The organism is Mycobacterium sp. SM3041, assembly GCF_039668335.1.
GTDB lineage: Bacteria > Actinomycetota > Actinomycetes > Mycobacteriales > Mycobacteriaceae > Mycobacterium.
Genome location: NZ_JAYXBQ010000072.1, coordinates 232,858 through 246,224, shown reverse-complemented (window position 1 = coordinate 246,224; position 13,367 = coordinate 232,858). Strand labels below are relative to the sequence as shown.

The 13,367-nt window shown below is 66.8% G+C and carries 11 protein-coding genes; 10 read left to right on the top strand and 1 reads right to left on the bottom strand.

Going from position 1 to position 13,367, the window contains the following annotated elements:
- Positions 1-71 precede the first annotated feature (71 nt).
- Positions 72-782, top strand: a complete 711-nt coding sequence (locus VXD91_RS23525) for a transcriptional regulator (RefSeq protein WP_318985911.1) — start codon at positions 72-74, stop codon at positions 780-782.
- 12 nt (positions 783-794) lie between these two features.
- Here the strand turns inward: VXD91_RS23525 and VXD91_RS23520 are convergent, their stop codons facing one another.
- Positions 795-2,006, bottom strand: coding sequence for a MinD/ParA family protein (locus VXD91_RS23520; RefSeq protein ID WP_346416588.1), 1,212 nt, complete (start codon positions 2,004-2,006; stop codon positions 795-797).
- Between the two features lie 518 nt (positions 2,007-2,524).
- Here VXD91_RS23520 and VXD91_RS23515 point away from each other — a divergent pair.
- The 9 genes from VXD91_RS23515 (at position 2,525) to VXD91_RS23475 (ending at position 13,326) form a co-directional block, all read left to right on the top strand.
- Positions 2,525-3,385 carry an ESX secretion-associated protein EspG gene (locus VXD91_RS23515; protein ID WP_212807844.1) on the top strand — a complete coding sequence of 287 codons (861 nt, stop codon included), beginning with the start codon at positions 2,525-2,527 and terminating at the stop codon, positions 3,383-3,385.
- Between the two features lie 2 nt (positions 3,386-3,387).
- Positions 3,388-3,906: a YbaB/EbfC family DNA-binding protein gene (locus VXD91_RS23510; protein WP_346416587.1), complete on the top strand. Its 519-nt coding sequence runs from the start codon at positions 3,388-3,390 to the stop codon at positions 3,904-3,906.
- Positions 3,899-5,620 carry a type VII secretion AAA-ATPase EccA gene (gene eccA, locus VXD91_RS23505; protein ID WP_212807846.1) on the top strand — a complete coding sequence of 574 codons (1,722 nt, stop codon included), beginning with the start codon at positions 3,899-3,901 and terminating at the stop codon, positions 5,618-5,620. The genes VXD91_RS23510 and eccA overlap by 8 nt, the downstream gene beginning before the upstream one ends.
- A 3-nt stretch (positions 5,621-5,623) precedes the next feature.
- A complete protein-coding gene (gene eccB, locus VXD91_RS23500; RefSeq protein WP_346416586.1) occupies positions 5,624-7,102 on the top strand; it encodes a type VII secretion protein EccB in 1,479 nt (492 codons plus the stop codon).
- Positions 7,099-9,336 carry a type VII secretion protein EccCa gene (gene eccCa / locus VXD91_RS23495; protein ID WP_064858598.1) on the top strand — a complete coding sequence of 746 codons (2,238 nt, stop codon included), beginning with the start codon at positions 7,099-7,101 and terminating at the stop codon, positions 9,334-9,336. The genes eccB and eccCa overlap by 4 nt, the downstream gene beginning before the upstream one ends.
- Entirely contained in the window at positions 9,333-11,078 is a 1,746-nt protein-coding gene (gene eccCb, locus VXD91_RS23490; RefSeq protein ID WP_064858597.1) for a type VII secretion protein EccCb, read from the top strand. The genes eccCa and eccCb overlap by 4 nt, the downstream gene beginning before the upstream one ends.
- 172 nt (positions 11,079-11,250) lie before the next feature.
- Positions 11,251-11,547: a PE family protein gene (locus tag VXD91_RS23485; RefSeq protein ID WP_061000009.1), complete on the top strand. Its 297-nt coding sequence runs from the start codon at positions 11,251-11,253 to the stop codon at positions 11,545-11,547.
- A 45-nt stretch (positions 11,548-11,592) separates the two neighbouring features.
- Complete coding sequence (locus VXD91_RS23480) at positions 11,593-12,924, top strand: PPE family protein (RefSeq protein ID WP_346416585.1); 1,332 nt, start codon at positions 11,593-11,595, stop codon at positions 12,922-12,924.
- A gap of 96 nt (positions 12,925-13,020) precedes the next feature.
- Positions 13,021-13,326, top strand: a complete 306-nt coding sequence (locus tag VXD91_RS23475; protein WP_061000007.1) for a WXG100 family type VII secretion target — start codon at positions 13,021-13,023, stop codon at positions 13,324-13,326.
- Positions 13,327-13,367 lie beyond the last annotated feature (41 nt).

Sequence of the window (13,367 nt, the reverse complement as noted above, 5' to 3'; positions counted from 1 at the left end):
GACATCGGGTGCCGAACATCGATCCCGATGACGTCACCGAATACATCGCCCTGCCCGCAGTCGACCCCGGAATGGAGCGCGCCGGTGCGGCCGCCGCCGCCCGGCGGCGCGAGTTGGACATCAGCCAGCGCAGCCTTGCGGCCGACGGCATCATCAACGCCGGAGCGCTGATCTCATTCGAAAAGGGCCGCAGCTGGCCGCGGGAACGAACGCGCCTGCGTCTCGAAGAGGTGTTGCAGTGGCCGCCGGGAACCATCGCCCGGATCCGCAGCGGCGAGCCGGTCCCGACGACGCAGGTGCCGTTGGCGCCTCAGGCACAAGCTGCCCCAGCCCCGCCGTTGACCAACGCGGGCGAGGTTCCCCTGATCGCGCAGGCCGTCGTCGCCGCGGTGAACACGTTGGGAGCCACGGCCGACGCCCTGCCGGCGATCGAGGATTCTGAATTCACGCCGTGGGTCACGCAGATTCTGTCCGACCTGCGGCAACTCGAGGCCGTCGCCGCCAGCGCCGCCCGGCTCGGCCCGGTATCGCCGCCGTTGATCAAGGCGTTGGGACTGGTGCGCGCCCGCATCGACGAACTGACGTTGCTCGGCGCGAAAGCGCCCACCGCGACGCTCGGGCAGCGGCTGTACGCAGCGCGCCGCGGTGCCAACCTGACCATTCAGGAGACGGCCCTGGCCGCCGGGGTTCCCGAGTCCGTCGTGGTCGGTGCCGAGGCCGAAGCGGCGGTGTCGGACCACGACAAAGAGCTGGTCGAAAAGCTGCTCGTGCAGCTGGTGTAGCCGCCGCGAGCGTCAGGAACGGTCGCGGTGCCGATCGTCACCGGTCGGGAAGTTCGCCGCCAGCGCGGCTGCGATCTCGATGAATTTGCGCCGCGTCGCCGGCGCCATTTCCCGGGTGCCGGCGATGACGCCGCCCGGCCGCAGGTGCGCATCGAACGGTACCTCGACGACGGCCTGCCCCTGCCCGGCGAACTGCTGGGCCAGGACCGAGCGGGTGCGTTTGTCGGCGTGGCCGTCGGAATCGTTGAGTACCACCACAGTTCGCTGCAGGAGACCATTGAGGCCGTGTGCCGCCAGCCAGTCGAGCGTCTGCCCGGCCGCGCCGGCACCGTCGACCCAGGGCGACGACACCACGATGAGCGCATCCAGATCCCGCAGCACCTCCTGCGTGACAGGGCTGTCCATCGTGGAGCTGCAGTCGATGATCGAGATGGTGAAATGGCGGTCCAGCCGCGAGGCGGCCTCGCGGTAGACGGCGGGATCCAGCACCCGGCGGCGGGCCGGGCTCGCCTCACCGGCCAGCACGAACAGCCCGGCGGCATTGCTGCCGACCCGGTTGCGGATGTCGGCGAAACTCTCCAGGTGCTGGTCGGACGCCAACTCCCAGTACGAGCTCAGGGCCTTGGGGTCGACGCGGCTGCCGAGCTTGCCGAACGCGGTGTCGGCATCGACGGCCACTACCCGATCCTCCTGCCGGAGCTCGGCGAACAGCGACCCGATCGAGGCCGACACCGTCGTCTTGCCGACGCCGCCCTTGCCCATCACGCCGACCTTGTAGTGACCCGACAGCGCCGACCGGATCCGGTTGATCTGCTGTGCTTCCTGGATCTCGTCGGGTGACGGACCGAGGTTGACCAGCCCGAACGTCGCCTTGAACAGCGTCTTGCGCCAGCCGCGACCAGGCTCGGGCTTGCGGGTCCGGAGCAGGTCGTCGCGGCGGATGGCGTCGGCGTACGACCCGGGTGGCGTGAACTGACCCTGAGGACCGTGCGGCCAGGGTTGGTGCGGGTGCGGTCCCGGCTGCATCGGACCGGGCTGCATCGGACCCGGCGGTACGGGACCGGGCTGCGGTGGGTAGCCGGTCCTGCGCTGCAGCGGTTCGGTGTGCTGCATGCCGGTGTTGCCGGCCGGATTTACCCGTGGCCAGGCCGGCGGCGTGTTCACGGGATGGCCGGCGAAAGCGCTTTCCGGGGGGTTGTGCTGCGGTTCGAAGTGGTCAGTCACCGAATACGCGCTTTCTCTCCTCGGTTCGCTCGACGCAGGTGCCAAGACGCAGATGCCATCCCAGTATCGACCACGCCGGCGCCGCCGGCGGGATGGCTGGGCCCAATTTCGTCGGCGCCCGTTCGGCCGACCGTCTGGGCCCCTTGGCTGCGGTGCTGCTGATTGGGTTGTCCACCAACGTTTTTCGCTGCGTGTCGACCGCGTCGACTGAGTGCGCGCCGTCGGTGAATTGGTGCGGATCAGGCGGCGGACCCGCTGGTAGGCTCGATGCGGGTTGTGGGGAAGCGCTGTGGGGGTGGTGTGGGGCCGCCCGCGCAGGTCAGATGCCGTGACTCGCGTAGGAGTTTGGCCATCGGCCTGCCGTCCGTCAGGTGGCGTACCAAGATGGTCACGGAGGACAGCGATGCCCGGCGCCTGGCGCCGGGAACAGGGGGTGGAGCCGAGATGCAGCGGGTGGACACATGCGCCGGGCGTGATGCCGGGACGTCTGGGTCGGCTATGGCGCCGGGACGGTTGTCGTGACCGGCCCGTACACTGCGGCCAGCACCGCCTCGGGCGGCATCGACGACGTCATCGCGGTCGAGGTCACCATCGACGGCATGCTGGTCATCGCCGACAAGCTCGAGCTCATGGATTTCCCGATAAGCCTCGGCATCCGGCCGAACATTCCCCAGCTGGACCTTCGGGACCGGGTCTGGGAACAGGTGCGGCGGGATCTGACGGCGCAGGGCGTCCTCGACATCTACGGGAACCCGCATCCGGAAGTCGCCGCGATGGTCGACACCCTCAGCCGCGCCGACCGCACCATCGAGGGCCGCTGGTGGCGCCGCGACGTCGGCGGGAAGATGCTGCGGTTCGTGGTCTGTCGCAAGGGCGAACGCCATGTCGTCGCGGCCCGCGACGGCGAGATGATCGTGATCCAGCGGGTCGCCCCGCAGGTGGGCCTGGCCGGCATGGTCAATGCGGTGCTCGGATCGGCCAACCCCGCCAACGTCGAGCCGCTGACCGCGTCGACCAGCCGGCTCAGCGACGCCCGCACCCCCGACCAGCTCACCCAGTTCGGCATCAGCCTGAGCTCGGCGCGGACCTATTCCGAACTCATCGCCAATCCCGACTCATGGGTCGAGCTCACCGCCAACGAGCGGCACGAGGGCGGCACGCACAGTGAGGCCGACGTGGCCGCCGGCGTTCTGGACTCCCGGCTGGGCCGCATCGTGTCCCTGCCGCGCAAGGTCAGCGGGGAGCTGTACGGCAGCTTCCTGGCGGGCACCGACGAGAACCTCGAACGCGCCCTGCAAGGGCTGTTGGAGTTCCTGCCGTCGCGGTCCTGGTTCGACACGGCCTCGGCGGGCGCCGCCGGCGACGATTACCAGGACTGACGTTGGCGGCCCACCATGATGACGGGTTCGATGACGAGCCGTCGGGCGACGATCCGGACGACGGCTCGGACGATGATCTCGGCGGCGCGCTCGACTACCTCTACGCCGACGACGACGTCGTCACTCCCGACGCCGGGGTCATCGAGGACGATGCGCCGTCCGCCGATGACGCGCCTGTCCCGTTCGGGTACACGGTCACCAACCCGCCGCAGACGGTGACCGTCACGGCCCTCATGGACGGCCGGATCCACCGCATCCGACTAGCTCCGGGCGTCACCGACATGACCGAAGTCGAACTGGCGGACGAGATTCTCGTGATCGCCGGACTCGCTCGCCAGGACGGCAGGTCGGCGCAATACGACGTCATGTACTCGGGACTACGGGAACTGGGCCACGACCGCGCCGAGGCCAAGGATTTCCTGTCGCGCAGTCTCGACCTGCCGTCGCCGGAAGAGGCCGCCGCGACGCGTGCCCAGATCTTTGCCACCAGATATTCAGGGGAAGTAGACGCCAATGAGTGACCAACTCGCCGCCATGTTCAACAACGCCGTCGGCATGCTGGACACCGCACCGGCGCGTTCGATGCAGCTGTTCAGTGAGATCACGTCGGTCGACGAGACTGCGTGTGACGCCTGGATCGGGCGCATTCGCTGCGGCGACACCGATCGGACCACGTTGTTCCGCGCTTGGTACTCACGCGGCAACCTCGGCATGCTCGCCGGCCAGGCCGAGGTGTCGCTGGCGCAGGTCAACGCCCGGGTGCGTATCGGCGGCGAGCTCGGCGACATCACCTATCCCGTGAACTCGCCCCTCGCGCTGACGCTGGCGTTCGCCGTCAACGAGGCGGCCGAGGGCAATTACGCCGACGCGCTGGAAGCCGTGGAGGGCGCGGCGGTCGGCGGTTCGGAGCATTTGGTGGCGTGGGTAAAGGCCGTCATCTACACCGGCGGTCAGCGCTGGACCGATGTCATGGAGGTGCTCCGGGGTTCGGAGAGCTGGCCGGACGCCTTCCTGGCCGGTGCCGCCGGCGTGGCCCGTGGCGTCGCGGCAGCCAACCTCGGCCTGTTCACCGAGGCCAAGGACAAGCTGACAGAAGCCAATGAATCGCCGGCCGGAACGGCGTGCGGCCGGCCCATCGCGTGGTACCTGGCAATGACGTTCCGCGAGCAGGGCAACGAAGAGGGTGCCCGTCGCCTGCTGGAATGGCTGCAGGCCAACTTCCCCGAGCCGAAAGTCGCTGAGGCGCTTCGCGATCCGAACTACCGGCTGCAGACCACCACGACAGAGAAGATCGCCGCTCGGTCGGACAAGTGGGATCCGAACAGCGTCGTGGCCGACACCTCGGCGCGCGACAAGATGCTCAGTGACGCGCAGGCCGAACTCGACCGGCAGATCGGCCTGGCCAAGGTCAAGGAGCAGATCGAGACCTACCGCGCCGCAACGCAAATGGCGAAGATCCGGGCCGCGCGTGGCATGAAGGTCGCGCAGCAGTCCAAGCACATGATCTTCACCGGACCGCCGGGAACCGGCAAGACGACCATCGCGCGCGTGGTCGCCAACATCCTCGCCGGTCTCGGGGTCATCGCCGAGCCCAAGCTCATCGAGACGTCCCGCAAGGACTTCGTCGGCGAGTACCTCGGCCATACCGCCGTGAAGACGTCCAAGGTCATCGACCGGGCCCTTGGCGGCGTGCTGTTCATCGACGAGGCCTACACGCTGATCCAGGACGGACTGCAGGGCGGTGACGCCTTCGGCTCGGAAGCCATCGACACCCTGCTGGCCCGTATGGAGAACGACCGCGACCGGCTGGTCGTCATCATCGCGGGCTACAGCTCGGACATCGACCGGCTGCTGGAAGCCAACGACGGTCTCCGCTCCCGCTTCGCCACCCGTATCGAGTTCGAGTCCTACTCCCCCGAGGAGATCGTCGAAATCGCGAAAGTCATTGCCAAGAGCAATGATTCGCTGATCAACGACGAAGCGGCCAAGCAGGTGCTGGAAGCGGCGACCACGCTGTACCAGCACGAGCTGAACGGCAAGCCGGCCATCGACATCGCGGGTAACGGCCGCTATGCGCGCCAGCTGGTCGAGGCCGGTGAGCAGGCCCGCGACATGCGCCTCGCCCGCTCGATGGACATCGAGAGCCTGAGCGTCGAAGCGCTCGGCGAGATCACCGGCGACGACATGGCTTCCGCGATCAGCGGGGTGCATCGGCGCCTGAGTATCGGCGAATAACCGATGGCTGATTTCCGGCTCACCACCAAGGTTCAGGTCAGCGGCTGGCGCTTCCTGCTCCGCCGCGTCGAGCACGCCATCGTGCGGCGCGACACCCGGATGTTCGACGACCCGCTGCAGTTCTACAGCCGGTCGGTGTCCGCAGGCATCGTCGTCGCGGTCATTGTCTGTCTCGGTGCGGCGATGCTGGCGTACTTCAAACCGCAAGGTAAGCGCGGCGGGGACTCGCTGCTCGTCGACCGCAGCACGAACCAGCTGTATGTGGTGATGCCCGGGGGCTCGGGGCAGATCCGTCCGGTCTACAACCTGACGTCGGCGCGGCTGGTTCTCGGCCACACCGGTGAGCCGCAGGTCGTCAAGCCTGCGGAACTGTCCAAGATGCCGAAGGGCCAACCCATCGGCATCCCCGGTGCGCCCTACGCGACGCCGGTGAACGGCACGTCGGGCACCTGGTCGGTGTGCGACACCGTCACCAAGCCCGAGAGCGTCACCCCGACCGTCGAGACCTCGGTGCTCGTCGAACCCGTCGTTCTGGGCGGCGGCGTCGGCCCCATCCGGCCAGATCAGGGCGTGCTGGTCAAGTACCAGGACAAGACCTGGCTCATCACCAAGGACGGACGGCATTCGATCGACCTGGCCGACCGCGCGCTGACCTCTGCCGTGGGAATTCCGGTCGGTTCGAAGTCGGCGCCCATCTCGTCGGGCCTGTTCAACGCACTGCCGAACGTCGGGCCCTGGGCCTTGGCCCCGATCCCGGCGGCGGGGGCGCCCAACACCGTCGGCCTGCCGCCGAATCTGGTGAACGGCACGGTGTTCCAGACCATCACCGACAACAGCAAGCAGCAGTACGTCGTGCTGCCGGACGGCGTCGCGAAGGTCAACGACACCACGGCGGCTGCGCTGCGGGCCACGAACTCGTACGGCCTGATCTCGCCGCCGTCGGTGGAATCCAGTGTCGTCGCGAAGATCCCCGAGCAGACCTACACCTCACCGCTGCCTGCAAAGCCCATGACGATGTTGCTGCCGCAGGACGATCCGACGGTGTGCTGGTCGTGGCAGCGCGAAGCCGGTGACCAGGGTGCCAAGACCACCGTGATCGTCGGCCGGCACCTGCCCATCCCGGCGAGCTCGATGGGCAACGGCATCAAGCAGATCAGCGGCGACGCCACCGTCTACATCGACGGTGGGCAGTACATCCGGCTGCAGTCGCCCGACCCGCGCTACGGCGAGGCCCGGTACTACGTCGACGCCCAGGGCGTCCGGTACGGGATAGCCAATGACGACACGGCCAAGGCCCTCGGCCTCAGCGGCGCCACCACGGCGCCGTGGCAGGTGGTCGGCCTGCTGATGGAAGGCCCGGTCCTGTCGAAGGAGGCGGCGTTGCTCGAACACGACACGCTGCCGGCGGATCCGAAACCGCGGAGGGTGGGTGGCGGCAACGACGAGGCCGCGGCTCAGCCGCATCCGGGAGGTGCGTCATGACGACCAAGAAATTCACCCCGTCGATGAAGCGCGGCCCGCGTCTGACGCCGGGCGAGATCAACGTGACGCCGCCCGACGACCTGGGCATCGAAATCCCCGCGTCCGGCATGCAGAAGGCGATGCCGTATGTCATGGGTGGCGGCATGCTCGGAATGATCGCGATCATGATCTTCACCGGCGTCCGCCAGCTGTCGCCGTACATGCTGATGATGCCGCTGATGATGATCATGGGCACCGTCGGCTACATGGCCAGCGGCGGTGGCGGCGGCAAGAAGGTGCCGGAGATCAACGAGGATCGCAAGGAGTATCTGCGGTACCTGGCCGGCCTGCGGACGCGCGTGACATCGTCTGCCGACGCTCAGGTCACGTTCTTCAGTTACCACGCACCGCATCCCGAGGACCTGCTGTCCATCGTCGGGACACAACGACAGTGGTCCCGCAGTGTCAGCGGCAACAACGCCGATTTCTTCATGGGCGCCCGCATCGGTATCGGCGCGCAGGCGGCGGTCGACCGGCTGCTCAAGCCGAACATCGGGTCGGACCTGGCGGGCCCGATGGCCGCACCCCAGGCTCACCTGGAACCGGTCAGCCACATGTGGGTGACGAAGTTCCTGCGCACCCACGGTCTCGTGCACGACTGCCCGAAGCTGGTGATCCTCAAGAGCTACCCGACCATCGCGATCGGTGGTGATCCGGAAGGGTCGCGGGGTCTGCTCGCCGCCATGATCTGCCACCTGGCGGTCTTCCATCCGCCGGACCTGCTGCAGATCCGGGTGTTGATGGAGGATCTCGACGATCCCGACTGGGCGTGGCTCAAGTGGCTGCCACATGTGCAGAGCCAGACCGAGTTCGACGACGCCGGACCCAAGCGCCTGGTATTCACCAAGCCCGACGGGTTGGCCGACCTGACGGCGCGTGGTCCGCACAGCGCCGACGCGCCGCCTTCCGGTCCCTATGTGCTGGTGGTCGACCTGACCGGCGGCAAGGCCGGCTTCCCGGTCGACGGCCGGGCCGGCGTCACCGTCATAACGAAGGGCAACCACCGGTCGGGCTACCGCATCAAGGTGAATCCGGATGGCTCGTGCGAGGACCGTACGGCGTCCCAGCCTTGGCGTGAGGTGACCACCGTGACCGACTCGGTGACCCCGACGTCGGCGGGCCGGTTGGCGCGCAAGCTTGCGGGATGGTCCATCACCGGCACGATCATCGACAAGGGCACCCGTGTCCAGAAGAAGGTGTCGAGCGAGTGGCACCACCTGGTCGGCGCGCGCAGCGTCGAGGAGGTCACGCCGCGACGTTGGCGGATGTACTCGGATACGGATCAGGATCGGTTGCGGATTCCGTTCGGCCACCAGCTCAAGAATGGCGAGATCATGTATCTCGACATCAAGGAAGGCGCCGAGTTCGGTGCCGGTCCGCACGGCATGCTGATCGGTACGACGGGTTCCGGTAAATCGGAATTCCTTCGCACGCTGATCCTTTCGCTGGTTGCGACGCACCATCCGGATCAGATCAACCTGCTGCTTACCGACTTCAAGGGTGGTTCGACGTTCCTCGGTATGGAGAAGCTGCCGCACACGGCGGCCGTTGTCACCAACATGGAAGAGGAAGCCGAACTCGTCGGTCGTATGGGTGAGGTGCTCACCGGTGAACTGGACCGCCGGCAGAACATCCTGCGACAGGCCGGTATGCAGGTCGGCGCGGCCGGCGCGCTGTCGGGCGTCGCCGAGTACGAGAAGTACCGCGAGCGCGGGGCCGATCTGCCGCCGCTCCCAACGCTTTTCGTCGTCGTCGACGAGTTCGCGGAGTTGCTGCAGAATCACCCGGACTTCATCGCACTGTTCGACCGCATCTGCCGCGTGGGCCGGTCGCTGCGCGTGCACCTGCTGCTGGCGACGCAGTCACTCAACACCGGTGGCGCCCGCATCGACAAACTGGAGCCCAACCTGACGTACCGAATCGCGTTGCGTACCACCAGCTCCGCCGAATCCAAGGCGGTGATCGGTACGCCCGAGGCGCAGTACATCACCAACAAGGAGAGCGGCGTCGGCTTCCTCCGGGTCGGCATGGAGGATCCGGTCAAGTTCAAGAGCATCTACACCGGCGGCACCTATGTGCCGACGGCAGCGGAGAACGACGACGGTGACGACGCGCCACGAGTGGTGGCGCAGAACAACTTCCGGATTCGGCCGTTCACCGCCGCGCCGATGGCAGATTCGGGGATCGGGCGATGACGAATACCGAGCAGCGCGCGCTGCGTGAAGTGGTGCTGAACCAGCTGACGACCGGTGAGAGCCGGGCGTACAAGATGTGGCTGCCGCCGCTGCTGGATCCACTGCCGGTCAATGAACTGGTGGAGCGTGACCAGCGTGCCCCGTTGCGGTTCGGCCTGGGCATCATGGACGAGCCGCGTCGCCACAAGCAGGAAGTGTGGGGTATCGACACGTCGGCGGCCGGTGGCAACATCGCGGTCGGCGGTGCGCCGCAGACCGGGAAGTCGACCTTCCTGCAGACGCTGGTGCTGTCGGCGGCCGCGACCCACTCCCCCAGGCAGGTGCAGTTCTACTGCGTCGACCTCGGCGGTGGTGGCCTGATGTATCTCGAGGACCTGCCGCACGTCGGCGGCGTCGCCACCCGTTCCGAACCGGACCGGGTGCAGCGCGTCGTCGCGGAAATGAAAGCCGTTCTACGGCAACGGGAGTTGACCTTCAAAGAGCTTCGTATCGGGTCGATCGCCAGTTATCGGCAGTTGCGTGAAGATCCGAATCATCCGGCGTCGCAGGATCCGTTCGGTGACGTCTACCTGATCATCGACGGCTGGCCGGCATTCATCGGTGAGTTCCCGGACCTGGAGCCGGTGGTGCAGGACCTTGCCGGTCAGGGCCTGGCGTTCGGGGTGCACGTCATCATCTCGACGCCGCGCTGGACGGAACTGAAATCCCGTGTCCGTGACTACCTGGGCACCAAGGTCGAGTTCCGGCTCGGTGATGTCAACGAGACGCAGATCGACCGCATCACCCGGGACATCCCGCCGAATCGCCCCGGCCGCGCGGTGTCGATGGAGAAGCACCACCTGATGATCGGCGTGCCCCGGATGGACGGGGTGCACAGCGCCGACGACCTCGTGCCGGCCATCACCGCGGCTGTCGACCACATCGCGTCGCTGCACACGGATATGGCTCCGCGGGTTCGCGTGCTGCCCGAGCGGATCTACCTGAACGAACTCGATCCGACCCCGCCGGGACCGGAGAACGACTACCGGACCCGCTGGACGGTGCCGGTGGGCGTGCGCGAATCCGACCTCTCGGTGGCGTACAACCACATGTACAACACGCCACACCAGCTCATCTTCGGTGCGCCGAAGTCGGGCAAGACCACCATCGCGCATGCGGTGGCGGAGGCGATCTGCAAGCGCAACAGCCCCGATCAGGTGCGGTTCATGTTGGCCGACTTCCGCTCGGGCCTGCTCGACGCGGTGCCGGAGACGCATCTGCTCGCGGCGGGTGCGATCAACCGCAACATCGCCGCGTTGGAGGAGTCCATCAAGGCGCTGGCGGTCAACCTGAAGAAGCGGTTGCCACCGCCGGACCTCACGACGTCGCAGTTGCGCACCCGCTCCTGGTGGAGCGGTCCGGACGTGGTGCTGCTGGTCGACGACTGGCACATGATCGTCGCGGCGAGCGGTATGGGGTCGCCGATGGCGCCGTTGGCACCGCTATTGCCGGCCGCCGCGGACATCGGGCTGCACATCATCGTGACGTGTCAGATGAGCCAGGCGCACCGTTCCACGATGGACAAGTTCGTCGGTACGGCGTATGGCGCCGGAACGCCGACGATGTTCCTGTCGGGCGAGAAATCGGAGTTCCCGTCGAGTGAGTTCAAACTGCGCCGTAGGCCCCCTGGCCAGGCACTTTTGGTCTCACCGGACGGTAAGGAGGTCATCCAGGCGGCCTACGTTGATCCTCCCGCGGAATAAGTGTAGGTGACCCCCCAAAACCCTCGGTAGTATCTGTTTCAGACGTTCAGCAACGCTAAACGCCCGCTGATCGGCAAAGGGGGAACGGGGGTTCCGTGGGGATCTTCAATTCGTTTCTGTGCCGTTCGCACAATTCCATACCGCGATCTTGAATTTGGTAAGGAGAAATGAAATGCAGCCTTTGCAGCACGAAGAGGGCGCAATTGGCGTCGGCACCCAGGTTGTCGCCAACGGAGCCCGTGGAGTTGCGACCGGTACTGCCACCATGACGGAGGCCAGCACTCTGGTTCCGGCCGGTGCGGATGAGGTGTCGATGCAGGCCGCCATGGCCTTCGCCGTCGAGGGCGTCGAGGTCATGGGCATCAACGCCTTCGCGCAGGAAGAGCTGGCGCGCGCCGGCGCCGCGTACGTCGAGGCGGGCGCCATGTATGAGGCCACCGACGTGGCCACGTCAGCGACCCTGATCTAGCCACCGCGTGCGACGAGCCCACACAGAGCCTGAGGACAGCTAATTATGGTGGCACTTCCCGCCATGCCGGCGATGTTCTATGGAGCATTCCCGCCGGAGATGAACACCGGCCGACTCATGGCCGGTGCAGGCCCTGCGCCGATGCTGCAAGCAGCCGCCGGGTGGGAAGCGTTGGCCGTCGCCCTGGAGACGCAGGCGGTGGAGCTCGCCGCCAGCTTGGCGGAGCTGAGCGCGAACTGGTCCGGTATGGGCAGTGAACGAGCCGTCACCGCCACCACACCGATGGTGACCTGGCTACACACCACTGCCATGCAGGCACAGAAGCGCGCGATGCAGGCGTTGGCACAGGCCGAGTCTTACAGCTTGGCTTTGGCCACCACTCCGCAGCTGCCGGAAATCGAGATGAACCACGTCACGCACGGCGTCCTCGAGGCCACGAATTTCCTGGGTATCAATACGGTGCCCATCGGCTTCAACGAGGCGGACTACGCGCGAATGTGGGCGCTGGCGGGCTCGGTGATGGAGACATATCAGGCCGAGACCACGATGAACACGTTGTTCGAACCCATTCTGCCGCCAAAGCCCATCGTGATGCCTGGTGTCGGCGAGGCAACGGAAGCGGCCATCGTCGCGCGAGCCGCGATGGGGGTTTCGGAGGCGGTGGCGCGCAATTTGGTCATCTCGCAGGTGGCCAGCCAGTCGGCAATCGAAGATGCGGCGTTGATGGTGGGCAATGCTGCGGCGCAGGCGAATTTCGCGGGACAACGTGCCCAGGGGCAGGCGTCCAAGGTGGAATCGGCGGCGCAGCGTGCCAGCGAGCAGCAGGACAAAGGCCAGCAGGGCTCGCAGATGATGATGCAGGTGGTGTCGCAGGTCGGTTCGCAGGTCGCGCAGCTTCCGCAGCAGCTCGGTCAGCTCATCACGCAGCCGGTTCAGCAGTTGAGCCAGCCGATGCAGCAGGCGACACAGATTTTCAGTCAGCTGGGAAGCAGCTTCGGTCAGAACAACGGGCCGCAGATCGGCCTCATGGGCGCCAGCCCTTTCTCCAACCATCCGCTGGCGGGTGGTTCGGGCGCGACATCGGGTGCGGGGCTGGTGCGCGCAGCGTCACTGCCGGGCATGGGCGGTTCCGCACCGCGGACGCCGCTGATGGCCTCGCTGGTCGGTGGCCCCGATGGTGCCTCGACCGCTTCGTTGGAGACCGGCGCGGCGGCGGGCGCTTCCGGCGCCGGAAAGGCGCCGGTGAGCAGTGCCGGCGGGGCGGGGGCCGGAATGGGTCCCGGCGGTAAAGCAGAGAAGGGCGGAGGGACGAGGGATGCCCTCAAAGCACCTGGGGTACTGGTACAGGACCTCGACGACGATGACGACGATTGGTGAATTGTCGTTTCACACAAGGCTTTCCGGCCCAGGGGGGTCGGCAAGGACTCGCCATTCCCGTGGTGAGGACACAGGAAACAGAAAAGGTGATCCAGCATGACGAGCATGAATACAGATGCCGAAGTCCTCGCCTCAGAGGCAGGAAATTTCGATCGCATCGCGGGCGAGCTGACCGGCGTGAAGACCCACGTCGATGCGGTAGCGGGCCAGCTCGCGGCGCACATGAAGACCCCGGAAGCGGGTATGGCCGCGCAGGCCGCTCTGGCGCGCTTCGACGAGGCCATGACGCAGCAGCTCAAGGAGCTGGCTGACATCTCCGCCAACATCCAGACCGCCGGCGTGCAGTACACCGCGGCCGACTCCGACGCCGGGTCGTCGCTGTCGAGCCAGATGCAGATCTAGTTAGACATCGACCACCACGTACAACGATTTAGAAGCGGAGA

What these genes read in the sequence shown, in the direction of transcription:
- VXD91_RS23525 (WP_318985911.1), top strand. Translation starts at nt 72, where the DNA reads ATGGAGCGCGCCGGTGCGGCCGCCGCCGCCCGGCGGCGCGAGTTGGAC.
- eccA (WP_212807846.1), top strand. Translation starts at nt 3,899, where the DNA reads ATGAGTGACCAACTCGCCGCCATGTTCAACAACGCCGTCGGCATGCTG.
- eccB (WP_346416586.1), top strand. Translation starts at nt 5,624, where the DNA reads ATGGCTGATTTCCGGCTCACCACCAAGGTTCAGGTCAGCGGCTGGCGC.
- eccCa (WP_064858598.1), top strand. Translation starts at nt 7,099, where the DNA reads ATGACGACCAAGAAATTCACCCCGTCGATGAAGCGCGGCCCGCGTCTG.
- eccCb (WP_064858597.1), top strand. Translation starts at nt 9,333, where the DNA reads ATGACGAATACCGAGCAGCGCGCGCTGCGTGAAGTGGTGCTGAACCAG.
- VXD91_RS23485 (WP_061000009.1), top strand. Translation starts at nt 11,251, where the DNA reads ATGCAGCCTTTGCAGCACGAAGAGGGCGCAATTGGCGTCGGCACCCAG.
- VXD91_RS23480 (WP_346416585.1), top strand. Translation starts at nt 11,593, where the DNA reads ATGGTGGCACTTCCCGCCATGCCGGCGATGTTCTATGGAGCATTCCCG.
- VXD91_RS23475 (WP_061000007.1), top strand. Translation starts at nt 13,021, where the DNA reads ATGACGAGCATGAATACAGATGCCGAAGTCCTCGCCTCAGAGGCAGGA.